At 44.8% G+C, this 25816-nt stretch carries 19 protein-coding genes; 13 read left to right on the forward strand and 6 right to left on the reverse strand.

The genetic code is table 11. The features are described 5' to 3' along the window. Positions 1 to 109: 109 nt before the first annotated feature. Positions 110 to 1900, forward strand: coding sequence for a bifunctional protein-serine/threonine kinase/phosphatase (locus MSG38_RS02835; protein ID WP_248400946.1), 1791 nt, complete (start codon positions 110 to 112; stop codon positions 1898 to 1900). A 67-nt stretch (positions 1901 to 1967) separates the two neighbouring features. Here MSG38_RS02835 and cra read toward each other — a convergent pair whose 3' ends face one another. Next, a complete protein-coding gene (cra, locus tag MSG38_RS02840) occupies positions 1968 to 2972 on the reverse strand; it encodes a catabolite repressor/activator (protein WP_248400947.1) in 1005 nt (334 codons plus the stop codon). A 363-nt stretch (positions 2973 to 3335) separates the two neighbouring features. Here cra and fruB point away from each other — a divergent pair, with 363 nt between their 5' ends. The 8 genes from fruB (at position 3336) to MSG38_RS02880 (ending at position 11157) form a co-directional block, all read left to right on the forward strand. After that, positions 3336 to 4469 carry a fused PTS fructose transporter subunit IIA/HPr protein gene (gene fruB / locus MSG38_RS02845; protein ID WP_050646611.1) on the forward strand — a complete coding sequence of 378 codons (1134 nt, stop codon included), beginning with the start codon at positions 3336 to 3338 and terminating at the stop codon, positions 4467 to 4469. 9 nt (positions 4470 to 4478) lie between these two features. Further along, a complete protein-coding gene (gene pfkB / locus MSG38_RS02850; RefSeq protein ID WP_248400948.1) occupies positions 4479 to 5456 on the forward strand; it encodes a 1-phosphofructokinase in 978 nt (325 codons plus the stop codon). Between the two features lie 15 nt (positions 5457 to 5471). After that, entirely contained in the window at positions 5472 to 7214 is a 1743-nt protein-coding gene (gene fruA, locus MSG38_RS02855) for a PTS fructose transporter subunit IIBC (protein WP_248400949.1), read from the forward strand. A gap of 202 nt (positions 7215 to 7416) precedes the next feature. Further along, positions 7417 to 8022, forward strand: coding sequence for a hypothetical protein (locus MSG38_RS02860; protein WP_248400950.1), 606 nt, complete (start codon positions 7417 to 7419; stop codon positions 8020 to 8022). Positions 8023 to 8033: 11 nt separating this feature from the next. Then, the gene (locus tag MSG38_RS02865; RefSeq protein WP_248400951.1) at positions 8034 to 8945 is read left to right on the forward strand and encodes a sterol desaturase family protein; all 912 of its coding nucleotides are present in this window, start codon (positions 8034 to 8036) and stop codon (positions 8943 to 8945) included. Between the two features lie 8 nt (positions 8946 to 8953). Beyond that, positions 8954 to 9628, forward strand: coding sequence for a response regulator transcription factor (locus tag MSG38_RS02870; RefSeq protein ID WP_248400952.1), 675 nt, complete (start codon positions 8954 to 8956; stop codon positions 9626 to 9628). Continuing rightward, a complete protein-coding gene (locus MSG38_RS02875) occupies positions 9625 to 10917 on the forward strand; it encodes a HAMP domain-containing sensor histidine kinase (protein WP_248400953.1) in 1293 nt (430 codons plus the stop codon). The genes MSG38_RS02870 and MSG38_RS02875 overlap by 4 nt, the downstream gene beginning before the upstream one ends. 87 nt (positions 10918 to 11004) lie before the next feature. After that, positions 11005 to 11157, forward strand: coding sequence for a hypothetical protein (locus MSG38_RS02880; protein WP_009844874.1), 153 nt, complete (start codon positions 11005 to 11007; stop codon positions 11155 to 11157). Positions 11158 to 11267: 110 nt separating this feature from the next. On the opposite strand, the gene MSG38_RS02885 is transcribed toward MSG38_RS02880, so the two are convergent. The 3 genes from MSG38_RS02885 to yghU form a co-directional block, all read right to left on the reverse strand. Then, positions 11268 to 11591 carry a DOPA 4,5-dioxygenase family protein gene (locus MSG38_RS02885; protein ID WP_017082518.1) on the reverse strand — a complete coding sequence of 108 codons (324 nt, stop codon included), beginning with the start codon at positions 11589 to 11591 and terminating at the stop codon, positions 11268 to 11270. Positions 11592 to 11795: 204 nt separating this feature from the next. Then, complete coding sequence (locus MSG38_RS02890) at positions 11796 to 16319, reverse strand: SslE/AcfD family lipoprotein zinc metalloprotease (RefSeq protein ID WP_248400954.1); 4524 nt, start codon at positions 16317 to 16319, stop codon at positions 11796 to 11798. Positions 16320 to 16585: 266 nt separating this feature from the next. Further along, positions 16586 to 17443, reverse strand: a complete 858-nt coding sequence (gene yghU, locus MSG38_RS02895; protein ID WP_248400955.1) for a glutathione-dependent disulfide-bond oxidoreductase — start codon at positions 17441 to 17443, stop codon at positions 16586 to 16588. Positions 17444 to 17729: 286 nt separating this feature from the next. On the opposite strand from yghU, the gene MSG38_RS02900 reads away from it, so the two are divergent. Then, on the forward strand, positions 17730 to 18074 hold the full coding sequence (locus MSG38_RS02900; RefSeq protein WP_017060876.1) for a YajD family HNH nuclease: 345 nt from the start codon (positions 17730 to 17732) through the stop codon (positions 18072 to 18074). Positions 18075 to 18254: 180 nt separating this feature from the next. Here the strand turns inward: MSG38_RS02900 and MSG38_RS02905 are convergent, their stop codons facing one another. After that, the gene (locus MSG38_RS02905) at positions 18255 to 18635 is read right to left on the reverse strand and encodes a hypothetical protein (RefSeq protein ID WP_017064770.1); all 381 of its coding nucleotides are present in this window, start codon (positions 18633 to 18635) and stop codon (positions 18255 to 18257) included. Positions 18636 to 19229: 594 nt separating this feature from the next. On the opposite strand from MSG38_RS02905, the gene MSG38_RS02910 reads away from it, so the two are divergent. The 3 genes from MSG38_RS02910 (at position 19230) to MSG38_RS02920 (ending at position 24760) form a co-directional block, all read left to right on the forward strand. After that, on the forward strand, positions 19230 to 20468 hold the full coding sequence (locus MSG38_RS02910; protein ID WP_048608721.1) for an OFA family MFS transporter: 1239 nt from the start codon (positions 19230 to 19232) through the stop codon (positions 20466 to 20468). A 57-nt stretch (positions 20469 to 20525) separates the two neighbouring features. Further along, positions 20526 to 22190, forward strand: a complete 1665-nt coding sequence (locus MSG38_RS02915) for a VRR-NUC domain-containing protein (RefSeq protein WP_248400956.1) — start codon at positions 20526 to 20528, stop codon at positions 22188 to 22190. Between the two features lie 215 nt (positions 22191 to 22405). Then, entirely contained in the window at positions 22406 to 24760 is a 2355-nt protein-coding gene (locus MSG38_RS02920) for a fatty acid cis/trans isomerase (protein ID WP_248400957.1), read from the forward strand. Positions 24761 to 24861: 101 nt separating this feature from the next. Here MSG38_RS02920 and MSG38_RS02925 read toward each other — a convergent pair whose 3' ends face one another. Beyond that, positions 24862 to 25800 carry a LysR family transcriptional regulator gene (locus MSG38_RS02925; protein WP_248400958.1) on the reverse strand — a complete coding sequence of 313 codons (939 nt, stop codon included), beginning with the start codon at positions 25798 to 25800 and terminating at the stop codon, positions 24862 to 24864. Between the last annotated feature and the right edge of the window lie 16 nt (positions 25801 to 25816).

Genomic DNA, 25816 nt, shown 5'->3' on the forward strand with positions numbered 1-25816 from the left:
CAATGCTAGGTGCTTCGTTCAAAGGCTCTAAGTTCACTAGGGCTTTTGTTCTTCCTAGGATGTTCTGTCAAGGAAGCGGGAAGAAGAGCAGTTAAGAAGAAGACCAGTTATGACAATTTCATTCAGCCAAGGGCAAGTCATCGCGCCAGAATCCAGCAACCAGTTAACGCTTAAGTTTGGTGGTTATTCGAATCAAGGCGTACGTGATGAAAACCAAGATGCCATCATTGTAAAACACCCCAAAACTCGCGCAGAGCAAGAGTTGAAAGGCAGTGTTGCCTGCATAGCAGACGGCGCAAGTTGCAGTGAACACGGCCAGAAAGCCAGTCACACCAGCGTGATGCAGTTTATCGACGACTATTACGCAACTCCCCAAAGCTGGAGCATTCAGCGTTCGGCGCAAAAGGTTTTAACGTCCCTCAATTCTTGGCTCTTCAACACGTCTGTTTCTAATATTCATCCCGCACAACAAGTGAACCACAATGCTCTCGTTTCGACGTTCAGCAGCGTGATCTTAAAATCGAACACCGCACATATATTCCACGTTGGCGACAGTCGCATTTACTTACTCAGAGATGGAGAATTACGCCAACTGACCCGCGACCACACCCGTAAAAATATGGGACAGAAGCATTATCTAACACGCGCCTTAGGCATGGATAACCAACTCAACGTTGACTATCAAACCCTGCCTATCAAGAAAAACGACTGCTTTATCCTGACATCTGATGGGGTGCACGAGTTTGTCTCTCCCAACACCTTCAAGGAACACATCGACAAACCCGGAGCGGATTTCGAATACGCAGCGCAAACCATTTGTAACACCGCTTTAAGCCACAATAGCTCAGACAATGTCAGTTGCTTGATTGTGCAAGTCAGCCATCTGCCTAAGCCTTCGCTGATTGAGTTCCATGAAAAGCTGGCTAAACGTGCCATCCCACCCGCTTTAAAGCTCGGGCAAAGTATCGACAACTTCATGGTACTTGAGGTGTTATATGCCGGCTCTAGAAGCCATGTGTATCGTGTGATGCAAAAAGAGACACAAACCGAGTTCGTGCTGAAAGTCCCTTCTGTTCAATATCACGATAGCCCTTCTCAACTCAGAGCTTTCTTTAATGAACAATGGGCGGGAATCTTGTTAAAAAACAAGAGAGTAATGAAGGTTTATCCGACGCCAGAGAACTCGCAATTCTTATACCAAATCTGCGAATGGGTAGAAGGCATCACGCTAAGACAATGGATGTACGACAATCCAAAACCGTCACTCAATGAAGTGCGCGACATACTAGAAAAGATCACTCAAGGCATCCGAGTATTACAACGTGCAGACATGGTGCACCGAGACTTAAAGCCTGAAAACATCATGATTCAACGTGATGGTGAGGTTAAAATCATCGACCTTGGTGCGGTGTTAGTGAGAGGCCTTGAAGAGGGAGAGCTCACCGACAAGGACGACACACCATTAGGCGCGGTCAATTACATTGCACCCGAGACCATCAAGCACAACAGCGCGACCACCAGCTCAGATCTATTCTCTATCGCCGTGATCGGCTATGAAATGCTAACCGGCGAACTTCCCTACTCTGAAATGACTGCCCAATCGCTTAAACAATCTCGCCACTATCAATGGGAATACCAACCCATCACACAGAAACGAGCTGATATACCGGCTTGGGTTGATTTGGTTTTACAGAAAGCCTGCGCCGAATCGCCAAGCGAACGTCATCAAGTGTTGGGAGATTTTGTGGCAGACCTTTACACACCAAACCAAAGCTTGGTCAAAAGCAAAGCCAAGCAACCTTTGATAAACCGAAACCCAATCCAGTTTTGGAAAGTGTTGGCTTTGTTGCTCGGCATTGTTGCCATTGTAGAAATGGGCTTGTTGCTGAGTTCGAGTTAATTACAGGTTCGGGTTAATTCCAAGTTCGAGCTAAACGCAAGGCTTCTAGCTAACCGTAAAGATCGAGCTAGCCTCGTCTAACTAAGCTTCTCGGCACTAGCTCAATGCCCGCTTGGTAGCGTTTAGCTGACGCGTTCAAAGCAAGTGCAAAGGCGCTGTCTGCAATCACTTCGAATTGCTGTGGCAGTGAGTGGACTTTAAAAGGTAAGAAATCCAATAAACGGTTATCACCAAAGGTTGCTAGCTTTACTTGGCTGATCAGTTCTGGCTTTTCGACCATCACATCCAACACACCTTCTAGTAAGGTATAAGACATAGTGACAATTGCATCAGGCACTGTGCCTTTAGCAATCCAGCCCTCAAAAATCTCGCGCCCTGATTCTCGGTCAAAGTGCTCGCCATAACCGACAACCATCGGCTTGTTTTCTGTTAGCCCTGTTTGTTGAGTATGTGCTTTATTCGCCGCTTCAAAACCCAACTGACGTTCACGTGAAATGTTCAGATCAGGCAGCGCACCAATTAAGCCAACACTGTGAATGCTGTGATCAAGAATCGAGTGCGTCAGTTCAAATGCAGCCTCGAAATCTTCACTGATCACGCAGGCAAAGTGCTCATCATCTAAAGGACGGTCTATCGCAATAACGGGGGTGCCTGAGTTTTGCAACTTCAAGTAGAACTCATTGGCGTCTGGCATTGAGCTCGCCACCAGCAAAGCATCGATACGACGGCTAACAAGCGCTTCCGCAACTTTACGTTCGGTTTCAGCGTCATCATCAGAGCAACCAATCAAAATCTGATAGCCCACTTTACGTGAGTTCTGCTCTATCAATTTTGCTAAACGCGCGTAACTGCTGTTTTCCAGATCAGGAATAATCAAACCAAATGAACGGCTATTACCAGCGCGCAGCGACGAAGCAGCATGATCTGGTCGGTAGTTATACTCTTCCACCACTGCCATTACTTTCTGCTGTGTCTTTTCACTGATTCTGTATTTCTGCGCCTTGCCATTAATCACATAGCTGGCTGTGGTTTTCGACACACCAGCTAGTTTGGCAATTTCATCTAGTGTCATATGGGTGACCTGTATTTTGTGCGTAGGATCATATAACCAATCTTCTGATCCTTGGATTAGTTGAATTATATGCTGAATCGATTCAGTATAAAAGCTGAAAGGATTCAGCAAAATCTGAAAAGTGACTTCAATCATCCTTTTGAATGGATTGAGCGTCATTTGTCGTGATTCAGCTTCTTGTTGTTAACGAAACTGGAATTACGACACGCAGCAAAACTATTTTGAAAACCAAAATCGGCTTTGCTGAATTTTTTTACACTGAATGCTGAACCGATTCAGCAAACATAAAGCAAAGGGCAAATATTGCTCTAGACTGAATCGTAGCGATACACAAATTCTCAAGCGATACGCTAAAGAGGCACCATGCTTAAATTATCAAAATCTGACATCACTCTAGGCCAAACTGCCGAAGACAAATTCAAAGCAATCCAAAACATTGCTGGCGACCTGACAGCTAAAGGTTTAGTTGACTCTGGTTACGTTGAAGGAATGTTGAACCGTGAAAACCAGAACTCTACGTTCCTAGGTAACGGCATCGCGATTCCTCACGGAACGACGGATACTCGTGGCCTAGTTAAAGAGACAGGCGTTGCGGTACACCACTTCCCTGAAGGTATTGACTGGGCAGACGGCAACCGTGTTTACGTAGCAATTGGTATTGCAGCGAAATCTGACGAGCACTTGGGCATTCTTAAGCAGCTAACGAAAGTGCTAGCAGCTGACGGTGTTGAAGAGAAATTAAAGCAAGCGAAATCAGAAGACGAAATCATCGCCCTACTTAACGGCGAAGTTCAACTAGAAGCCGACCTAGACGCTTCTTTGGTTCAGCTACTGTTCCCTGCGAGCGACATGATTCAAATGTCTGCAGTTGCGGGTGGCCTACTTAAGAACACAGGTTGCACAGACAACGCATTCGTTGCTGACCTAGTAACAAAAACACCAACTCACCTAGGCCAAGGCCTGTGGTTGTTGGGCAGCGACAAAGGCGTAACACGCACTGGCGTATCTTTCGTTTCAACAGCGAACCATTGTGAATACGAAGGCACACCAGTTAAAGCATTGGTAGCATTCGCAGCTTGCAACAGCGCGCACCAATCTATTCTGGCAAACCTAAGCAAGATGGTTTTCGAAGGTAAGCAACAACAACTGTTAACCGCTGACGCAGCGCAAGTCATTGGCCTTCTGAAAGGTGAAGCGGTTTCTACAGCTTCTCAAGACGATGACAACTGCGCAGTATTCAAAATCAAAAACGCACACGGCCTGCACGCTCGTCCGGGTGCAATGCTAGTCGCTGAAGCGAAGAAGTTTGAATCAACAATCCGCGTGTCAAACCTAGATGGCGACGGAAAAGAAGTGAACGCGAAGAGCTTGATGAAAGTGATCGCACTTGGCGTTAAACACGGCCACCAGCTTCAGTTTGTTGCTGAAGGAGATGACGCAGCACAAGCACTTGAATCGATTGGCAAAGCTATCGCTTCAGGCCTTGGCGAAGGTTAAGGAGTCGATATGTCTGATAAACAAATCAAAGCGGTCACTGTAACGCTTAACCCTGCTCTAGACCTGACAGGCGCTATCAACGCACTTAACGTTGGTTCAGTTAGCCTAGTAAACAAAGGCTCTTTGCACGCAGCGGGCAAAGGCGTAAACGTCGCAAAAGTTCTTTCAGAGCTTGGCGCGAAAGTGACCGTAACAGGTTTCCTTGGTCGCAATAATGAAGAAGCGTTCTGCCAACTGTTTGAACAGATGGGCGCAGCTGACCGCTTCATCCGTGTTGATGGCGCAACTCGAATCAACGTAAAACTGGTTGAAAACTCAGGCCAAGTAAGCGACATCAACTTCCCAGGTGTTCCTGTTGATGCTGACGCAATTAAAGCGTTCGAAGAAACCCTATTAGAACTTGCTGAAACGCACGATTACTTCGTGATTGCAGGCAGCTTGCCACAAGGTATCTCTCCTGAGCTTTGCGCTTCTTGGGTTCAACGCTTACACGATTTAGGTAAGAAGGTTCTATTTGATAGCAGCCGTGACGCACTTAAAGCCGGTATCAATGCACAACCATGGTTGATCAAACCAAACGATGAAGAGCTGTCTCAGCTGTTCAATGCAGAGCTGACAACTCGTGACCAATGCCAACACGCGGGCCAAGCCCTAAGTGAAAAAGGCATCGAGAACATCGTGGTATCACTTGGCGCTGAAGGCGTGATGTGGCTTAACCAAGGTGAATGGTTACATGCTCAACCACCGCGCATGCAAGTAGTAAGCACGGTAGGCGCAGGTGACACATTGGTTGCTGGTCTATGTTGGGGTCACATGCAACAGATGCCAAAACCAGAACTTATTAAATTCGCAACCGCCCTATCTGCTCTAGCAGTTTCACAGGTAGGCGTGGGCATCACCAGCCAACAAGAGCTGGATTCAGTACTACAAAATATCCAATTACAGTCGCTTAGTGCTCCAACTAGCCAGTTAGACACAAGCAAATAGGACAAAAGGTTTATTATGAATATTACCATTATCACAGCTTGCCCTAGTGGCGTAGCAAACAGCATCATCGCAGCAGGCTTGTTAGAGCAAGCGACAAAAGCACTGGGTTGGAACGCCGCTATTGAATGTCAATCAAGCGTATTACCTGACTCAACTGTATCGCAAGACGCTATCGACAGCAGCGACGTTGTAGTTATCGCAGCCAACACAAACGTTGATAAAGCGCGCTTTGTCGGCAAGAAAGTATACCAAGCAGCTATCTCTGAATGCACAGCTGATGCAAAAGCGTTTCTAGAGAAAGCGGTAGCAGAAGCAACGGTATTAGACGCTTCTCAAGTTCAAAGCACTGTTGAAGTGACTGGTACGTCACCTGCTACAGGTAGCAAAAAGATCGTAGCGATCACCGCTTGTCCAACTGGTGTTGCACACACCTTTATGGCCGCTGAAGCGCTTGAAGCCGAAGGCAAACGCCTAGGTCACCAAATCAAAGTAGAAACTCGCGGCTCTGTAGGTGCGAAAAACCAACTGACAGACCAAGAAATCGCAGACGCTGATCTAGTTATCATCGCAGCAGATATCGACGTTCCTCTTGATCGTTTTAACGGCAAAGCGCTATACAAAACAACAACAAGCCCTGCTTTGAAGAAAACAAAGCAAGAGATGGAAAAAGCGTTCGCAGAAGCTAAACCATACCAACACACTGCTTCTTCAAATTCAGCACCTGCTGACGAGAAGAAAGGCGTGTACAAGCACCTAATGACGGGTGTTTCACACATGCTTCCTGTGGTTGTTGCGGGTGGTTTGATCATCGCACTCTCTTTCGTATTCGGTATCGAAGCGTTTAAAGAAGAAGGCACACTGGCTGCAGCACTGATGACTATCGGTGGTGGTTCTGCATTCGCTCTAATGATTCCTGTTCTGGCTGGTTTCATTGCATTCTCAATTGCTGACCGTCCGGGTCTGGCTCCAGGTCTAATCGGCGGTATGCTGGCTAGCTCAACAGGCGCAGGCTTCCTAGGTGGTATCGCAGCAGGTTTCATTGCCGGTTACGCAGCGAAATTCATTGCCGACAAGGTTCAACTTCCACAATCCATGGAAGCCCTCAAGCCAATCCTGATCATTCCGTTTATCGCGAGTTTGTTCACTGGTCTTGTGATGGTTTACATCGTGGGTGGCCCTGTTTCTGGCGTGATGAGCGCAATGACAACTTTCCTAAACAACATGGGAACGTCTAACGCGATTCTTCTGGGTGTGATTCTAGGCGCAATGATGTGTTTCGACCTTGGTGGTCCGGTAAACAAAGCGGCTTACACATTCGGTGTTGGTCTACTGGCTTCGCAAACTTACGCACCAATGGCGGCTATCATGGCAGCAGGTATGGTTCCAGCTCTAGGTATGGGTCTTGCGACTTTCTTAGTGAAAGACAAGTTTGAAGCGGGCGAGCGTGAAGCGGGTAAAGCATCATTCGTTCTTGGCCTATGTTTCATCTCTGAAGGTGCAATCCCATTCGCAGCGAAAGATCCAATGCGTGTTATCCCAGCTTGTATGGCAGGTGGCGCACTAACTGGCGCTCTATCAATGATGTTTGGTGCTCAGCTAATGGCTCCACACGGCGGTCTATTCGTACTACTAATTCCTGGTGCTATCTCTCCAGTTCTAATGTACCTAGTGGCGATTGCAGCAGGTACAGCAGTAACAGGCTTTGGTTACGCAGCTCTTAAAAAGATGAGCGATTCTAAGGCAACTGCAGAGGCTTAATCCCCCAAGCTCTTTAATTTAGAGCGCTCCTGATGCATTGATAATTTCAATGCAACAAATAAAACAAAGGCTCCTCAATTGAGGAGCCTTTTTTAATGAATCACCAATACTCTCTGACTAAAACAATCCCCCTCGGTTACCTTTTGTTTACCTTGGCTCCTTTACTGTCCTTGATAAGAAAAATGAACAACAAGGAAATAGCATGAAATTATTCGCTTCAATACTCACAACTGTCGGTATTACTGGCGCAGTTTGGGGGCTATTACATACTCAGCCCGCGATTGCGGATGCCTTAACCGAGCAACCAATAGCCGAGTTGTCACAAAGCAAGTCGTCAACAAGTACGCTATCCATAGATAAGTCCGTAGAGGTAAAACAACAGGCCACTGCAAATACGACTTACCTGCAAGGTTTGAGCAAGACTATCCCTTTAGAGGACGTACCTGCTCTATGGGTCGATTTCTACCAAAACCTAGAAACAAATGATGAGGAGATCGCACAGCAACAGAAAGTCGTCGTGATCTATCAGGACATCAGTTCCGACTTCAGCACGGCTACTGTCACCATTGGCTTCCCGACTAAGCAATCAACATCAAACAAAAACAATCGCTTAATCCAAATTCCAAACAAAGCCAAAGGTACGCTTCTACTTAATAAAGGCGAACATACTGAACAAGAATTAGCACAGGCTTGGGAAGAAATCGCGATATTAAAAGAAGTGGACATGGTTATAGAACACCACCAGCTGAATCAGCATGGGTTGCCAGATTCTAGCGAGTTATACGTCTATTATAAGAACAACCAGTAAAGGATTTAGTTATGGATTTCACTATGGATAGCATTGGGAATTTTCTCTCTCAAACATTCACAGAAACGAGCATCATCCTTACCGAGACTTGGGTAGATGACAACTTTCTACTGCTTGCTCTGGCTCTGTTTATCTTTGAGCTTATCCGCTATGCCTTTAAGAAAAAGCTCAGCTGGAATATGTTGGGAGACAGCGCGACCAACTTAGTCACCTTGTTCTTCCTATTGGTTACCGTTTTCTTTGTCGGGTTAGCCTATGTGGGCGCGTTTGTTTACGCTTACGAGAACTTCAGCCTGACTCAATTGCCAATATCTGGTTGGACAATTCTTGGTTGCTTGATCTTGGCCGATCTCACGTATTACTGGGAACACAGATTCTTGCACAGTAATGGCTTAGCGTGGGGAACGCACTCGGTTCACCACAGCTCGCCTTACTTTAATATCTCGGTTGCTTACAGGTTTGGGCCTTTAGATTGGTTCTTCCCGTTCTTTTTCCATTTGCCGTTGATTCTGCTTGGTTTCAATCCGTTTGTGGTTCTGATGTGTGAAACCTTTGTTCAACTGTTTCAGACACTGCTGCACACTGAAACCGTCAAACGACTGCCCCGCCCTGTTGAAGCCGTGTTTAATACGCCTTCACACCATAGAGTGCACCACGCAACCAACAAACAGTATCTTGATAAGAACTATGCAGGCATCTTCATCATTTGGGATCGTATGTTCGGTACCTTCGCCAAAGAAGAGGAAGAAGTCAGATATGGTGTGTTCCCTCGAATCAACTCTGTGAACCCATTTAAGGTATATTTCCACGGCTACGTTAAACTGTGCCAACAGTTATGGCATGCGCCGAATTGGAACTACCGATTACAACTTCTTATCCAGCCACCTATCTGGGCTTGGAAAAGAGAACGAGAAACAAAGTAAGGACACTTATGAGCATTAACGCCCTGTTGATTGAAGACGACAGCGACTTAGCAGAAGCCATTGCAGACTATATGGAACTCGACGGTTTCGAATTCGATTTTGCTTACAATGGCAGTGCGGGTCTCAATCTTGCGCTAGAGGGGCGTTATGACATCATCTTAACGGACATCAACATGCCCAAAATGGACGGGCTCGATGTCTGCCAATCTCTTCGACAACAAGGCGTCACGACACCTATCCTTATGTTAACGGCAAGAGACACTCTACAAGACAAAATCGCCGGATTCGAGGTAGGTTCAGATGACTATCTAGTGAAGCCTTTTGCAATGGAAGAGCTCAAAGTACGGTTGATGGCATTAGTGCGTCGCGCTCAAGGCTCCGTGACGTCATTGTCTGTGGCAGACCTCAAACTGGACTTGGATAAGCATCAAGCCATTAGAGACAGCAAGCTATTGAAGCTCTCCCCTGTGTGTTGGCGAATGCTCGTAATGTTAGTGCGAAACAGCCCCAACGTGGTGAGCAAAGCAAAACTTGAAGAAGCATGGGAAGACGAGATGCCAAGCTCAGATAGCATGAAAGCGCATTTGTTTAAGCTTCGACAAGTGGTTGATGCGCCCTTTGATTCAAAGCTAATCCACACGGTTCATGGGATTGGTGTTGTCTTACATGGGGAGCCATCATGAAACACGCGAACATGAATCGAGTCAGTATTAAGCGCGACATCTACCTCTACCTGTTTGGCATCGTCGTATTACTCACAGCCATCTACAGCTTGATGGTGTCTCAGAGCTATCACATCGGTCTCAATGAATCGGCAAAATATGGATTCTTATATGAGTTGGAAGTCGCAGAGCAACAATACATCGAAACAGGGCAACTGCCAGGCTACCAAAACCCAACATTCCAAGCCTTTCTAAGCTATTCAGATCTGCCCGCTAAGTTCCAACAAGCCTTTGATTGGAAAGCATTTGATAACGATGAAATTCATGAACACTACGAGCTTTCATCAAACAGCGAATCAGGTCAGTACCTCTATGCCGCAAAACATCCGATATCAGGTAGCGACGAAGCGCTATACATCATTTCGGAATATGATGAAGCCATCTACTTGAATCTATTCGAGCTGAATCCACCTGATTCTGTAGCTCAAATTAACAATGCCTTCATCGCTATCGGTGCCCTTTTACTCTTGGTATTTTTGATCATTCGCCTTCTGATACATCGAGTCACCAAACCGATTATTACCCTATCAAAATGGTCTGAATCTCTTGATGTGGACAAGACTGAAGGGCTAACTCAGTTTCGATATAAAGAGATCGATCAGTTGGCTTCACAACTGGTTAAAAGCGTACAAGGTGAACGCCAAGCCAATGAACGTGAAAGCTTTTTCTTAAGAGCAGCCAGCCACGAATTAAGAACACCAATTGCCACCATTTCAGCCAGTGGCGATATGCTGGTTCGGTTGTCTGAAAGCATTCCAAACAGCGGTCAGCGAGCCGTCGCGCGAATCCAACGTTCAGCCTCCAACATGAAAGCCTTGGTAACAACGCTGCTGTGGATGAGCCGCAATAGCGAGATAGAAACCAACTATGAATACATCAAACTAGAACCTTTGATCGATAACATCATCGAAAGCCAACGCTATCTTTTGAAAAACAAAGAAGTAGATATTCAAACCAAGGTAGAGCAAGAAGAACATACTCTGCCCCGTGAATTAACTGAGGTTGTGCTCACCAACTTAGTCCGAAATGCATTTCAACACGGTGGTAGCGGAGATATCAGAATTACACTGACAGAACATCAGTTTGAGGTGACCAACCGTTTGGAAGATGAAAACCTAGCAAACGACTCAGAACAGCAAACCTCTTTTGGTATCGGCCTAGAGCTCATTGATCGCGTTTGTCAGAACCAAGGTTGGCAGTTTACTCATGAAACCCACAACAATGAGTTCATCGTTAAAGTCATGCTGTAGCGATTTTCTGAAAGGTTAATTGATGGTGACCAAAAGTTTACCTTGGCTTGGTTATGTTAGTCGCACAATCTAGTTAGGAGTTATGTTATGGGCACTTGGATTTTAGAAACACTGTTGTGGGCTGTGGTAACCGTGGCGGTTTGTGTCGCGATTTGGGGACTGTACTTACCTAATATCTTAATCGCATTAGGTGTGTCGGTAGCGGTATCACTGTTATTGGGTAATAGTTGGAGAAGCTAGTTGTTTAAGGAAGAACATAGTTCAACACGTTAGTGAGTATTGGCACACCCGACAGCAGCGATATTGACTAAGTACGTTGATTAGGCACGTACTGTCGGGCGCGAATTAAATTAGCTACTTAGTGTTTCTTCAAAGACACCCAGTTCACGACCAAGCCATGTCGCTCTTACTGTGTGGTCCAAAGTTTCTTCACCGCCAGTCACAGGGTGAATCAACACCGACATATCACCGCGTTCTTGCTCAAGCCATTCAACAATACCCGACTCTTTGTTAGCAAAGTGAATCTCAAACATCGGCATCTTATGTGGACCAACCAAACGCTGTATTAATGGGAAAACCTCTAATACATCTTTACGTTCCGATAAAATTTTCTGACGCAGTGTTTCTGCCTGCTCTGCAAAACGCAGAGGGAAATAGATATGACCGTGGTACATGGCACCATCCTTTAGAATTATGATGCGAACAGTTTAACCTGCTTTCTCCAGCAAGGACAGCCAACCAATGGTAGCCGAAGTATTAAACATCATGTAGAAGACTGATCTAGCAGAAATTTCTAGAGCATTGCAACAAAAACGCCACACGTAGTTTCAGTGTGGCGTTTGTTTTTAAGCTATAAAATGCTTTAGCAATAATTAGCGTTAGTAAATTGAATCAACATTCAAAGGACTGTTCTTTGGTTTCTCTAGTTTTAATTGTTCAACCGCACTAAGACCTTTAGAGCTAATTCCGCCACTATAAGACTTCGTGCCATCAGCATTAGTCATTGAAGTTTCTCCCACGTTCCAAGCAACAAAGAAATCACTTAAGTCATAGTTGGAAACGTAGGAGCTACATACCATCATTAAGTCGCCACCGGTTAGCCCAGTATCTTTGGCACTACAATAGTTTTCAACCGCATCGCCCTCTGTATCACCTCGAGCTTTACGGTGCATAAGTTTGAACATGTTCCAGCCTTCATCTTCACTATACACATCAGATTGGCTTGCACCGCGTGTATACCAATCATCAATTGCAAAGTTCGATTTTGCCCAGATTTTTAGCTGACCAAACATAACTAATCGTAAACCTGCATCACCATGTGACCACGCATGTTCATTATTGAGCTCTAGCCATTTAGGTGCTTTCTTAATATCCGATTTAATACGATCCATTTCAGGGTTTGCATTGCGCCCCTCTAACTCCTGCATATACAACGCAAGAAGGTTATTGGTCACTTCTGTACTACCAGCCGCAAGGAAAGGATCTGATGCTAAGTTATGACCCACCTCATGCCACAACAGCCAGTCGTTCACAGGGTTGGTTGGAATGTATGTCCGATTTGCGTTAAAGCTTGAATTCATCACTGGGTAACCAGAGTGAGCCGCACCAATCGAAATCTGCACGTCATTCACAAAACGATGGCGGAACGCCTTTAGTTCTGGATAAGTAAACCTACGGTGTAAACCAGTGCTTTGTTTCTCATCACGCCCGTAGAAGTCACTTGCAGCTTCAGCGAAACGATTCATATCTGTTGCGAATTGGTTCAAATTAGCGGATTCTAGATTCCTGATTGGTGTAGTGTAAATAAATGAACCCGTATCGATTTCTGCAATTGGTGCGTCTGCCGATTGAATAGTGTTAATCCACTGTCCCTCTTTCCACCAAGCCGCTTTTAACGCGCCATTAATGCTAAACGAAACTTCACCAAGCTCTTTTACTTTCGGTTGAATATAAATCAGGCCGCCATAAGGGGCTTTGAAATTTAAGCTCGAACCATTGTAATCGTAGCTGGTTTGCATACGCGGAGGACGTTTCAAGCTCGTTTCGTGATTCGGCTTACCTGTAAGATCATCCGCCATCATCACAGTAATCGTAGCTGCCACGCCATCTTGAATGGTTACTTCTTGTAATTGAGGTGCCCACAGACCTGTCGATTGATTGTTTCCTGCCGCATACGTCACCGCTTTACCGTTGGTCTGAACCATTACCGTACTTGACGAAGATGCCCCCGAAGTTCGACCCGGATACATTGTGGTATCAACAACGATTTCATGATCCCAGAATGAGCGCCCCAACATGATACGAGTCAGTGGCTTTTCCATATAGTTCAACGGGTAACTAGGATTCAACTGTCCCGATAACTCACCTTCACCATGAATCATTCCATTAGCGACTAACGACGCTTTTAGGTCAACAGGACACTGTGCATCCATTGTGTCTGTTTGATGTAAGTCTTGGGTATAACAGTTTAGGAACTGAACAGCTTGCTTGAACCCCAACTCATCTTGTATGTCTGTTTCAAAACGGTATGCGTTGTCATTCCACATCCATACAGATAGGTTATCAAACGCTTGATTCAATTCGCTGTTAGACAGACGCTTACCTTGAGTACCTTTTGTTCTATAGTAAATTTCATGCTCATAAAGCGCCGTAAAGTTAGTGCCCAAGTTCGCCGCTTTAACCATACTACCAACAACAGCTTCACTTACTTCATAGCGTTCAAAGTCTGCGCGATGATAAGCACCACGAACAGTAACACCATCTCCAGAACGAGTTTCAATACAGTTAAATTCATATTCATAATCGTTTGTACAAGGATCAGTTCCAACAAATGCAGATTGCAGTTCTTTGATCGCCGCTTCACGCTCTTCTGCCGATTCAACAAAGATACGTGCGGATTTTTTCTCCATTACTGTTACACCAGACGCATCAAGCACTGGCTTCCCTTCAGCGTCTAACTTAGTAACCTCATAAGTCGGGATCTCAAACTTAATCTTGGACTCATCTTTGATCCACTCAACCGTACCATCTTGATTTACCGTGAATGGAGGCTCTCCTTGGTTATCTTGAAAACGCTCAAGAACCACCATTTCCTTTTGGCTCTTCACGTGAAGATTAGGATAAGGTGCTTGGCAGTAATAAGAGCTACCGCAGAAAGCTTGGTTTGTCGGCGTAACGTTTTCACCACCAAGAGATACACCTACGGCATCTGCCAAGCGTCCAATAGGTTCAGGGTTAGTCGTTTGAATCGCATCCATAAACAAGATATTGCCACCGTCATTAACATAGTTAATAAGAGCCGTAATATCGTCTTGGTTTAAGTTAGGGTTATCCAAGTCAGCAACAAACTGGTTAGTCATGCCATCTTGAACCAACTTAGGTGGGTATGCCTGAAGGATCAAAATCGGCGTAGTGCTCGCCTCCAAGCCATCAAAGTCACCTGAACCACGCTTTTCTACTGATGCAAAACCATACTGAGGACTAACAAAAAACGTGTACTGCTTACCCATTGTGGAGTGGTGATAAGCCGAATAGGCTTGATCAATATTGGTGACTGCATTCATCCCGGCAATAGGCAAACCATTGTTGAACCACTCAAACAAGTTCGAGAAAAACAGCCTCATGCTGCCTTGGTCATCATGTAGTAGGTTTTCAAACGTCGAAACAGTGCACTGTTGTTTGTTGCTGTCGATATGTAATGTGCGATTAGCCCAATAATTCTCTGGGCATGACAGAATACTTGGATATAAGCCATTGCCCATGAACACGACCTTACCTTTGCCTATCTCGCCTGCAGTAACGAATGGAAAACCATAAGTCGCGTTGTCTTCAGAGACTAAAGGAATCGGAGGCATCGAAATGCTTGGGTGTTGTGCGATGTAAGGCTTGCTTTCACGAGTCCAAGCCTGTTGCTCACTAAAATAAAGCTCACGGTTTTTATCAGTTCTTGGCATCACCACAGGGAATGCTCTGTTCGATATGTTTAGAGCTCGCATACCACGGGTATACCCAGTCGCACCGTAAAAGCTACCATTGTCATTGAAGACATGGAATGTGGTGACGTTGTGGAAGATTTGCAGCAGAGACTCTGTAACATACTGACCAGAATCCATAGATAAAACGGCAGGTTGACGAACATAATCCATAAACTGAGGCGTTTGGCGCAGCTGCTCATCAATGACTGCCGTTAACCCTTGGCTAAACTGACCAACAAACTCATTAGGAAGTTCGAAGTCTGTACCCTCTATCAGCCCCCCATTTGGCAGAGTTAGGTTGATCAACTCATTTATAACGTTAGGGTACTTTGAAAAGGTATCTTGGACTTCTTCAGATATCTCATAATAACTTACATGATCAACCGCGTAGCGCTCTAGTAATGACTGGATATTCGCTTTCTCTACCACATTATTGGTCACATCAGACAATTTATAAGTAATCTGATTACCCGTAATGGAGCCAAACTCAAACGTATCAATACCAAAAACAATTCTGTCGCCCCACAGGTACTCAAAGGTTCCCTCTTCATCCGTCACGCCCGTCGCGTTAGCCGAAAAGAAACTGATCCCAGAAATCGGCGTACCATTAGCGTCTGTAAGCTTACTGCGAGTTAACACCTTGCCTTCAACACTTGGCTTATAAGCATAGGTAGACTCTGCGTCTGCAGAAACAAAACCAGCGTTAAGGTTATTGTCCGCATTAGGGTCAACCGCAGGAACAACAGTTGTGTCTACGTGTGAACTAGGAGCCTTACCTACTTCATCGGTAGACTCTTCTTCTTTCGATGAAAAGTACGCATCAACAGCATCTTGATCATCAAGTTGCGAGAACACATCCTCAATATCAAAAGCATCCAGTTCTTTTAAACAGATAGCACTTTCAGTCTCACAAACATCAATTGATTCGAGTACCTTGGTAACGTTGTCTCCATGTAATTCTGTCAACTCAAATGCCGCATGAAGCGCATCATTTGAAATCGTGCTTTCGGTAACTTCAGGGAAAGGAGCAGTGAAATCACCTAAAGTAAGGTGACCCAAGGTACAACTAAAACTCACGCCTTGTTTTACACTGAACGTTCCGTTTTCAAGATGAATGCCGTCACAGTACACATCTCCAGAAACAAACGCCCCGCTCGACAACAGCGAACCGATGTAAGTTGTTGGGGGAATAATATCTGTTGGTGGAACAATGTCAGTCGGCGGAAGAATATCCGTTGGTGGAAGAATATCCGTTGGTGGAACAATATCTGTCGGCGGAAGAATATCCGTTGGTGGAACAATATCTGTCGGCGGAAGAATGTCTGTTGGAGGAACCGTATCAGGGCCATCACTATAGCTTAGTGAGTCGTGATTACACCCGGAAAGAGCCGCGGATATGATAGCCAGCGCAATTAAGTTTTTTTTCATTGAGCGAAGTTAGTCGTAATTTTAAATGGACCGTTATCTTATAGATTTACTCCATCTCGATGACTATTGTTTTTTGTCTTGACCACAAAGACCATTGCTCATAAGCGATTGAATAAAAAGATAATTGAGACTCTCATTCCAATTGCAAAACCTCCCCCTACCTTAAAACGAAAAAACACCATATCTCGATGAGATATGGTGTTTCAATTAGCCATTAACATTAAGACCGATAGGGTATATCTGCCAAAAACACGTTCAAAAAAGAACTAAGGCTTAAGCTTTAAAACTCGGTCAATGTCTTCTGCAGAATGGCGCTCTGGTACTTGCTCCCACTCTTCGCCAAATGAACGGTTAACCACTCGGCCTCGTTGGAAACCTTCGCGCGCTTCTAGTTGCTTCGCCCAGCGCACAACGTTGGTGTAAGACTCAACCTGTAGGAACTCAGCAGCATCGTATATTTTGCCCAGCACAAGGTTGCCATACCATGGCCAGATCGCGATATCAGCGATGCTTAGCTCTTCACCTGCCACAAATCTGTTATTTGCGAGTTGTTTGTCTAACACGTCTAGTTGACGCTTAGCTTCCATCGCAAAGCGGTTAATTGGGTACTCTTGCTTTTCATCAGCGTAAGCATAGAAATGGCCAAAGCCTCCGCCTAGGAATGGGGCAGAACCTTGTGCCCAGAACAACCAGTTAATGGTTTGTGTTCTTGCTGCCCCCTCTTTTGGTAAGAAGTGACCAAATTTTTCAGCTAAGTGCATCAATATAGATGCCGATTCGAAAACATTAACGTCTTCGTCACCAGACTTGTCGACAAGTGCTGGTATTTTGGAGTTTGGATTCACGCCAACAAAGCCAGAAGAGAACTGGTCAGCCTCACCGATGTTGATCAAGTACGCATCATATTCAGCTTCTTTAACACCCGCCGCTAACAACTCTTCCAGCAAGATAGTGACTTTTTGACCGTTAGGTGTGCCAAGAGAATACAATTGAAAAGCATGGTCACCAACAGGAAGTTCTTTATCAAAGCGAGCTCCAGATTCAGGACTATTGATGTTTGCCCACTTGTTACCACCAGCAGTATCGTTAACCCAAACTTTTGGCGGAGTGTATTGTTCTGACATGATATTTCCTTATTAATATAGGGTCTCACAAACTGATATTAGGTCACATGCCTGTGGTTAAAACCCCTGAATACGATTTATTTTCAAACTGTTAAGCATGGCTTATTCCAGAAAGACATAACCCGCTTAAGCGTTGGTGTGTGTTGAAGGTAAGTCTGTATTCAAACTTCAATCTAATATCGATAAGTCCACTGCATCATTTAGCAATGATTTTACGAACGACATACCGACAGCTTCAAGAAAGCTGTGATAAAATCGGGATATTACAATTGATAAGGATTTGGCAATGTCTTCTGATTTCACAGGTTCGAGTGCAGCGTATGCTCGCCAAGAGAAAGGCTACCGCGAAAAAGCACTAAAACTGTACCCTTGGGTTTGTGGTAAGTGTGCGCGTGAATTTGTTTACTCAAACCTCCGAGAGCTTACCGTTCACCACGTGGATCACGACCATACAAACAACCCTGAAGATGGCAGCAACTGGGAGTTACTGTGCCTGTACTGTCACGATCATGAGCATTCAAAATACACTGACCATGAGCGTTATGGTGTGGATGCAAAAGCGAGTTTAGATGATCATCAGTCAGCGACACACAACCCGTTCGCCGATCTCGCTAAGATGATGAAGAAGTAACACGCCTTCAGAGTAGTCTTTGGTAGATGGTAACTGCTAGATAATAGATACATAACAAGAAACCCCAGTATGTCACCATACTGGGGTTTCTTTTATCTGCCGTCATAACCAAAGAATAGAGTTCAGGTAGGCAGGATCAAAAAAGCCTTCCGAAGAAGGCTTTTTAAGAATCAAATCGAATTACGCTGCCGCTTGTTTGCGAGACTCTTCTACCTTCTTAGCGCGTTGTTTTAGCGTCAATTTATCGCGGTATGCAAACCAAACGTAAGACACAACCACTAAGAAGAACAGGTATGACAATGAGAAAATGAACGGCGATTGAATGATATCGTTCGAGATACCCCAAGAAACACCGATAACAGTCACTGCAATTTTCGCAAAAAAGCCACACATCAATAGCACTAATGCCAACTGTGGGAAACGCGTACTGCGGAATGCAAGCCAGTAGCAACTACCAACTGCTAGAGCCGCAACATAGAAGCCGAATAGGAAAGAGTGAATATGGTCAGCTGCCGCTACACCACCAGAAATTGACATCAATAAAATTAAAAACAGTTTCATAATACTCGCCTCACCATAAGTTGGAAACGCATCCTTTCAAATTTGGAATCTCAGTTTGCGTACTATTTTCCCACTTTTTACGGACAACACAACCCCTCCAATCGAACAAAATGTAAGCAAAAGTACTAACAAAAAGCACCCTTAACAATTACTTAACATTCTGTTTTTAATAAAACTCCGTTACTCCTTGTCTCATATGAACAAAGCGCTGTTTCGATTTATTTTGTTACACAAATTTAACCTTAGAAATTAATTAAAATTATTTGTAACTCTGTGATATCCGCACGGAATACGTGTCTATTCAAAAACCATCACCTCAAAATCCCTGAAATAATAAGAAAACAGAGCGAAAAAGAACAAAACAGAAAGGTGTTGAATACATTTTAAAAACCAATGAAAAACAAATTATTAACAAAATGAATTTAATTTACCGAAAATGGAAAAAGAGATTCCAATCACATTTTTATTGGTTATAATCCGCGCTCTTTTGCGCTATCTGTTGATAAACGCAAACTAATTTTGAAGAAACAATCACAATAACCCGTCTTTAGTTAAGTGGCTCTCCACTAACCGATGACAAAACTGAGAATAAAAATGAGCAAGATTGATAAAGCAACACGTATCCTGCTAGCAGGCTTCTGTATCAACCTTTGTCTTGGCATCCTGTATGCTTGGAGTGTATTTAACAAAGCGCTAGTAACTGAAGCTGGTTGGAGTGCTGCTGAAGCATCTTCACCTTACGCTATTGCAACTATCACATTCTCTGTTTGTCTTCTTGTTGCGGGCATCCTACAAGACCGTATGGGTCCACGTAAGATCCTTATCCTAGGTACAGCGCTTACAGGCCTAGGTATGATTGCTTCTGGTTTCGCTACAACGCCTATGATGCTGAACATCACGTTCGGTGTGATGACAGGTGCTGGTATCGGCTTCGGTTACGCATGTCTGTCTCCATCAGCAATGAAGTGGTTCCACTCTTCTAAGAAAGGTATGGTTAACGGTCTTATCGCAGCAGGCTTCGGTCTTGCAGCTATCTACCTAGCACCAGTAACTTCTGCGCTAATCGACAGCATGGGTATCCAAACTAGCTTTATGATTCTTGGTGTTGGTGTACTTGCAATCGCAGTACCTCTAGCAGCAACAATCAACAACCCACCAGCGGATTACACGCCAGCTGAGCCTAAAGTAAAAGCAGGCCAAGCTCCTAAAGCGGTTAAGAAAACTGAAGACCTAACTTGGAAAGTAATGCTGAAGACTCCTCAGTTCTACTCTCTATGGATCATGTACGCATTCGCTGCATCTGTTGGTCTAATGATCATCGGTAACATCACTACAATTGCTAGCGTTCAAGCTAACCTGCCAAACGCAGTTTACCTAGCGTCTATCCTTGCAGTATTCAACTCAGGCGGCCGTGTTGCTGCGGGTATGCTTGCAGATAAAATCGGTGGTGTACGTACTCTACTTCTAGCGTTCATCCTTCAAGGCGCGAACATGGCTCTATTCGCTACGTTCAACTCTGAATTCACGCTAATCATTGGTACGGCTATCGCAGCTGTTGGTTACGGTACGCTTCTAGCAGTCTTCCCAACACTAACTGCTGAGTTCTACGGCCTGAAAAACTACGGTACTAACTACGGCGTGCTTTACACGGCATGGGGTATCGGCGGCGCTATCGGTGCAGCAGTTGTTGGCTTCTCAATGTCAAACGGCGAAGGTTACGGCCTAGCTTACACAATCTCTGCAGTTATGATGGCAGTGTGTATTGTTCTAGCAATCATCACTAAGCCAATCTCTGAAGCTAAAGTTGCTGAACTAAAAGCATCGCAAGCTTAATCAACAGAAAAGATTGAATTTGTTACTGAAGAGCTTAACCTTAGGGTTAGGCTCTTTTTGTATCAAGCGACTTCTCCATTGACGACCGAAACCACTCTTCAGCTCTCCCCTACTTATTATCTCGACAACTTCAATCGGTTGGTTGAACACGCTCAAACGCTCTACCCCGATCTTCTGAGTGACGATGAATGCCGTTGGTTGTCCGCATACAAACGTCTTTCCGTTTCAAGCCAATGCTTAATGGTTCGTTTGCTTTCTCGTAAAGGCCGTTGGTTTCGCAGCGATAAACTCAACTATATTGAGATTCCAGATCTAAAGACCGCACTGCAAGAGCTAAGCACCTCAGGCTTCATTGGGTTGAGTCATCCCGAAGAACAGCATGACCTCGACATTAGTGAGGTCGAGCTAGGGTTGTACTTGCTCACCAAACCAGAGCTGTTGAATGTATTCCCCGCCCTTAAGAGCCATAGAACTGCCAAGAAAGACGAGCTGTTGTTACGACTTGATCAGCAACCTTTTGATCAATTTCAAAGCCTAACTTTTGACTGTATTTACGTCATCGAATCTCAAGTGATCGATGTATTACTGTTGCTGTTCTTTGCCAACACCTATCAAGACTTAAGCCAATTCGTCTTGAGCGCTCTTGGGCTCAATACCTTTGAGAACTACCCATTAAGCAAGCAGCGCCGCTTCTTCACTTCTAGAGATCAACTCAATCAATTAATCCAGATGCGCGATATTCAACGCTTGTATTCAGAAGGTGACCGCAAAGATGGCGAGTTTCTGGAACTGCTTTTAAATTCGATTCCTGAAGAATCAGAGCACAGAAGCATTGCCAGAAAACGCTCGCGTTTGATCAATGATATTGCTCGCGATCTAGAAAGGCTTAACCTAAACGACCAAGCTATCTTTTGGTTCAAGCAATCTACACTTCCTCCTAGCAGAGAGCGACTTGCGCGCATCTGTGATAAGCAAGGTACGCTAGACTTAATGTGTGACATTGTCACGCAGATGAAAGCTACTCCAACGGATGTGTCAGAGTTGGAAGTCGCGATTAAGCTTGAAGACAGGCTACTCCGGAAACAGGGGCACAAAGTTTCACGAACCATAAAGCCGAGCTGCAAAGAGATAAGACTGGAATTGGACCTCAGCCAAACGCGAGTCGAGCTTGCGGTGAAGCAGCATTATGAGAACCAAGGTTGGGATGTCTACTTTTCTGAAAACAGTTTTCTGTGTGGCTTGTTTGGTTTGGCTTTCTGGGATGTCATTTTCGCAGACGTTGAAGGCGCCTTTATCAATCGATACCAACATCGACCATTGGATCTGTACCATTCAGATTTCGTAGACAAGCGAGCCGGACAGGTTGAAGCCGTGTTTCAGACGATATCCAAACATGGGCTGAACCATTTGCTCAATATTTACGATGAAAAGCAAGGTATCGCTAATCCCTTTGTTCATTGGAATTATTTTCCTAAGGCACTCATCGAACACAGCTTGGCTTCGATTCCAAATGCCTTAGTTGTCGATCTCTTCAAGGTGATATTGAGTGATTTAAAGCTATTTAGAACTGGGATGCCGGATTTGATTGCATTCAAGGGCGGTGAGTTTCATTGGATTGAAGTCAAAGGCCCTGGTGATAAACTGCAAGACAACCAGTGGCGCTGGATCAAAGAGTTTGAGCGATTGTCTGTCCCTTTCTCTGTTTGTTACGTCAATCAGTGAGTCTTAGTTCTTAGCTCTTAACTGTTGGCTTTTAGCTTTTAACTCTTAGGGCTTAAATCTAGCTAGGTCTAAACTCCAATTTCTGAGCACAAGCGAGTGACGCGCATCGACAAGTCACTCGTCCCATCAAGATCTTGTCTACAAAATTGTTAGAACATGAGCATTTTCAATCATTTTCGATATAATTATAGAAAATGCCTAATATTTAAATACGTATGAATTTGAAAAAACTCTTCATTTTAGCTTTTGTTAGCGTCTTCTCAGGTTGTGCCGTCTACGCGGGTTTAAACTTCGACGAACTGTTTGGTGAACAACAAGTACGCGATCGCCAAGCTCCTATTCTTTCGGCTCAAGCACAGCACTTCATTGACGAAGTAAAGCCGATCATTGATAACCGATGTGTGGTTTGTCACGCTTGTTATGATGCCCCTTGCCAACTCAAAATGTCTTCAGTGGAAGGCATAGACCGAGGCGCGAGCAAAGCACTCGTTTATCAAGGCACCCGCTTGACGGCATCAGCCCCTACTCGCTTGTTTGAAGATGCGTTAACCACGCAAGAGTGGCGCGATGCGGATTTTCATCCAGTCCTCAATGAGCGAATGCAGAACTCAACGGCTAACCTCGATGCTGGTCTTGTTTCTCGTATGTTGATCCAGAAAGAGAATCACCCTCTGCCCGATCAAACCCAGCTTGAAGGTTTCGACTTTTCAATCGATCGCGACCAACAGTGCCCAACGATTGAAGAGTACGCTCAATACGAGAGAGATTACCCAACTTGGGGGATGCCTTATGGGATGCCGAATTTAGATAAAACCGAATACGCGACTTTAATGAGTTGGTTGGAAAATGGCGCGTTAATGAACGACCATATTCCGCTAAATGATGCAGAGCAAGAGCTCGTTAATGTCTACGAAAGCTTTTTAAATAAGAGTGATAATAAGAGCCAACTTTCAGCACGTTACATCTATGAGCACCTGTTTTTATCTCATGTCTATTTTTCTGATTTAGCTCAGCCAACACGCTTCTTCACTGTTGTTCGCTCTGCAACACCTCCGGGTGAAGCGGTACAGCGCATCACGACTCGTCGCCCTTATGACGATCCAAAAGTAGACCGTGTTTACTACCGTCTGATTCCAGAGCAAGGCACCATCGTCGACAAAACGCACATGCCTTTCGCACTTAATAAAGAGCGTCTACAAAAGTGGAATGCCTGGTTTGTCGACGTTAATTACGAAGTAAAACAACTGCCTAGTTACGACATCGATGTTTCAGCTAACCCAATGACATCATTTGAAGCGCTGCCAGTAAACTCGCGCTTCAACTTCATGTTGGATAACGCGCAAAACACCATCATGGCCTATATCAAAGGACCTGTGTGTCGTGGCCAACTTGCCTTGAACGTAATTAACGACCGTTTTTGGGTTTTCTTCATCGACCCAGAGAAAGCCGATGTTCCGGAAATCAACGCCTTCTATGCAAGCCAAAAGAAAAACTTAAAGCTGCCTAGCGAGCTAAAAAGCAACACCGTACCTGTGACCAACTGGGTAAGATACGCGAAGCAACAAGCGCGATACCTAAACGCGAAATCAGACTTCACCAACCAATGGTTCGAAAGTGGCGTAAACCTAGACACTGGCATCATTTGGGATGGCGATGGCATCAACCCGAATGCTGCTCTCACCGTATTTAGGCACTTCGATAGCGCCTCTGTTGTACAAGGGTTAGTTGGCACGCAACCTAAGACCGCGTGGATTCTTGATTATGCTCTTCTAGAGCGTATTCATTATCTTCTCGTTGCAGGCTTCGATGTTTACGGTAACTTTGGCCACCAACTGATTACACGCATGTTCATGGACTTCTTGCGTCTTGAAGGTGAGAGTAACTTCTTAACCCTTCTTCCTAAAGACGTTCGCCACATTGAACACTCTAGCTGGTACCAGAACCAAAGCGCACAACTGAGTGACTACTTGCAGCGAAACATTGCGCCTTTTGATCAGCCGACCAGCGTGGTTTACAAAACGGCCGATCCGAAGCGTGAACTGCTTAATATGATCAAAGATAAGCTCGCACCTGTTCTCGATAATCGTTTTGAGATTGTTGAAACAGGTTTTGGTAGAAAGAATGAAGCACTGCTTAACCAAGTGAATTTGATTAAGGGAGAAGGCCTGCGTCATGTGCCTCAATTAGTGATGATCATGATTGAAGGCGAAAACGGCGAAGAACAACTGTTCACTATGATTCACAATAACGCGCACAGCAACATTTCTAGCTTGTTTAATGAAGAAGGTAACCGCGATTACGCCAATGATGACCTAACCCTCGTACAAGGCGTTGTCGGTAGCTACCCTGCGGCTTACCTATCATTAACCGAGAGCGAGATTCCTAATCTGGTTAAAACGCTGCAAAACTTAAGCACAGAAGAGGACTACGTGGCGCTGCTAGACAAGTTTGCGGTACGACGCAGTTCTAGCGAATTCTGGCCATTCAGTGATCGCGTTCATCGTTGGTATCAACAAGACCAACCGATCGAGTTCGGCTTGTTGGATTACAACCGCTTCGAGAACCGTTAGTTTTCACTCATAAAGCATAAAAGCAAAAATCCTCTGTCTTGGCAGAGGATTTTTTGTATATAGGAAAGTATCTTAAGTGCTATTGAGAAGCGACGAGTTCTCTATATTGAAGCCGATGCTTCCGGTTGGTGTAGCTCATCAAAAAACGCACGCGCGGCGGGAGAAAGGGAATCCACAGGTTGCTTCAACACCACGTAAAACTGGCTCTTGAGGCTCCATTTCTCGGGCTGAAGCGGAATCAAGGCTTGGTCATAATGGCCACGGTCGATTAAGTGAGACGGTAAAAAACTCAGGTGTGTGCCGGCCAAGGTTAAAATTACACCCGACTCGACATGCCAACCATCAAAAGGCTTTACGGAATCGTACTGCTCGATATTCAGTAATCGGAACATCTCGTCTTTGGCATAGCCGCCCATGTTGATGCGACAGCCATCCAATGAGAAATCCCTGTCCATGATCTTCTCGGCCAGATCTTTGCGCGCATACAGATAACTGTGCTCTTCAAACAGTGGGTATTTATGTTGAAACGCTGATTTTTGATGTGACCCTAGAACCACTATCATCATATCAATCTGGTTCTTTGCTAGCTTCTCATTCAACTGAGTGAAATCGCCAACATCAACACTCACCTCTACACTGTTACTGCGTTGGTAAAACGTCTCGATCGCTTTAGGAAGTGGGTTATAGGGCAAAGTGACGGTGTTATCCAAGCATCCAATTCGCACATGCCCTGAGAGTTCTGTCTGTACACCTCGTAACTTATAAGCGAAGTCAGTTAAGGTCGACTTCAATTGGTTCGCATATTTATACACTTGCTCACCTTCGTGAGTCAGCTTAAAACCACGTCGTCCACGTTGGCATAATGTTAATTCTAAGCTTTTTTCCAAGGCAATAAGCTGATTACTCAGCACAGGTTGGCTAATCCCAGTGCTGGCGACCGCCTGATTGATGCCTCCTTGCTCAACAATTTCACAAAAAAGCTCTAATCTTCGCAGGTCTCTTTTATCTAACTTATTGTTTGAATTCACTTTGCCACTCACATTTGTTTTTTGTTAT

It is taken from the genome of Vibrio sp. 1CM24A, assembly GCF_023161725.1.
Taxonomy (GTDB): Bacteria; Pseudomonadota; Gammaproteobacteria; order Enterobacterales; family Vibrionaceae; genus Vibrio; species Vibrio coralliirubri.

Excerpts from the sequence above, each read along its gene's own strand:
- MSG38_RS02875 (WP_248400953.1), top strand. The coding sequence starts at position 9,625 with ATGAAACACGCGAACATGAATCGAGTCAGTATTAAGCGCGACATCTAC.
- MSG38_RS02890 (WP_248400954.1), bottom strand. The coding sequence starts at position 16,319 with ATGAAAAAAAACTTAATTGCGCTGGCTATCATATCCGCGGCTCTTTCC.
- MSG38_RS02900 (WP_017060876.1), top strand. The coding sequence starts at position 17,730 with ATGTCTTCTGATTTCACAGGTTCGAGTGCAGCGTATGCTCGCCAAGAG.
- fruA (WP_248400949.1), top strand. The coding sequence starts at position 5,472 with ATGAATATTACCATTATCACAGCTTGCCCTAGTGGCGTAGCAAACAGC.
- cra (WP_248400947.1), bottom strand. The coding sequence starts at position 2,972 with ATGACACTAGATGAAATTGCCAAACTAGCTGGTGTGTCGAAAACCACA.
- yghU (WP_248400955.1), bottom strand. The coding sequence starts at position 17,443 with ATGTCAGAACAATACACTCCGCCAAAAGTTTGGGTTAACGATACTGCT.
- MSG38_RS02910 (WP_048608721.1), top strand. The coding sequence starts at position 19,230 with ATGAGCAAGATTGATAAAGCAACACGTATCCTGCTAGCAGGCTTCTGT.
- MSG38_RS02905 (WP_017064770.1), bottom strand. The coding sequence starts at position 18,635 with ATGAAACTGTTTTTAATTTTATTGATGTCAATTTCTGGTGGTGTAGCG.
- fruB (WP_050646611.1), top strand. The coding sequence starts at position 3,336 with ATGCTTAAATTATCAAAATCTGACATCACTCTAGGCCAAACTGCCGAA.
- MSG38_RS02880 (WP_009844874.1), top strand. The coding sequence starts at position 11,005 with ATGGGCACTTGGATTTTAGAAACACTGTTGTGGGCTGTGGTAACCGTG.
- MSG38_RS02835 (WP_248400946.1), top strand. The coding sequence starts at position 110 with ATGACAATTTCATTCAGCCAAGGGCAAGTCATCGCGCCAGAATCCAGC.
- MSG38_RS02860 (WP_248400950.1), top strand. The coding sequence starts at position 7,417 with ATGAAATTATTCGCTTCAATACTCACAACTGTCGGTATTACTGGCGCA.
- pfkB (WP_248400948.1), top strand. The coding sequence starts at position 4,479 with ATGTCTGATAAACAAATCAAAGCGGTCACTGTAACGCTTAACCCTGCT.
- MSG38_RS02920 (WP_248400957.1), top strand. The coding sequence starts at position 22,406 with ATGAATTTGAAAAAACTCTTCATTTTAGCTTTTGTTAGCGTCTTCTCA.
- MSG38_RS02870 (WP_248400952.1), top strand. The coding sequence starts at position 8,954 with ATGAGCATTAACGCCCTGTTGATTGAAGACGACAGCGACTTAGCAGAA.
- MSG38_RS02885 (WP_017082518.1), bottom strand. The coding sequence starts at position 11,591 with ATGTACCACGGTCATATCTATTTCCCTCTGCGTTTTGCAGAGCAGGCA.
- MSG38_RS02865 (WP_248400951.1), top strand. The coding sequence starts at position 8,034 with ATGGATTTCACTATGGATAGCATTGGGAATTTTCTCTCTCAAACATTC.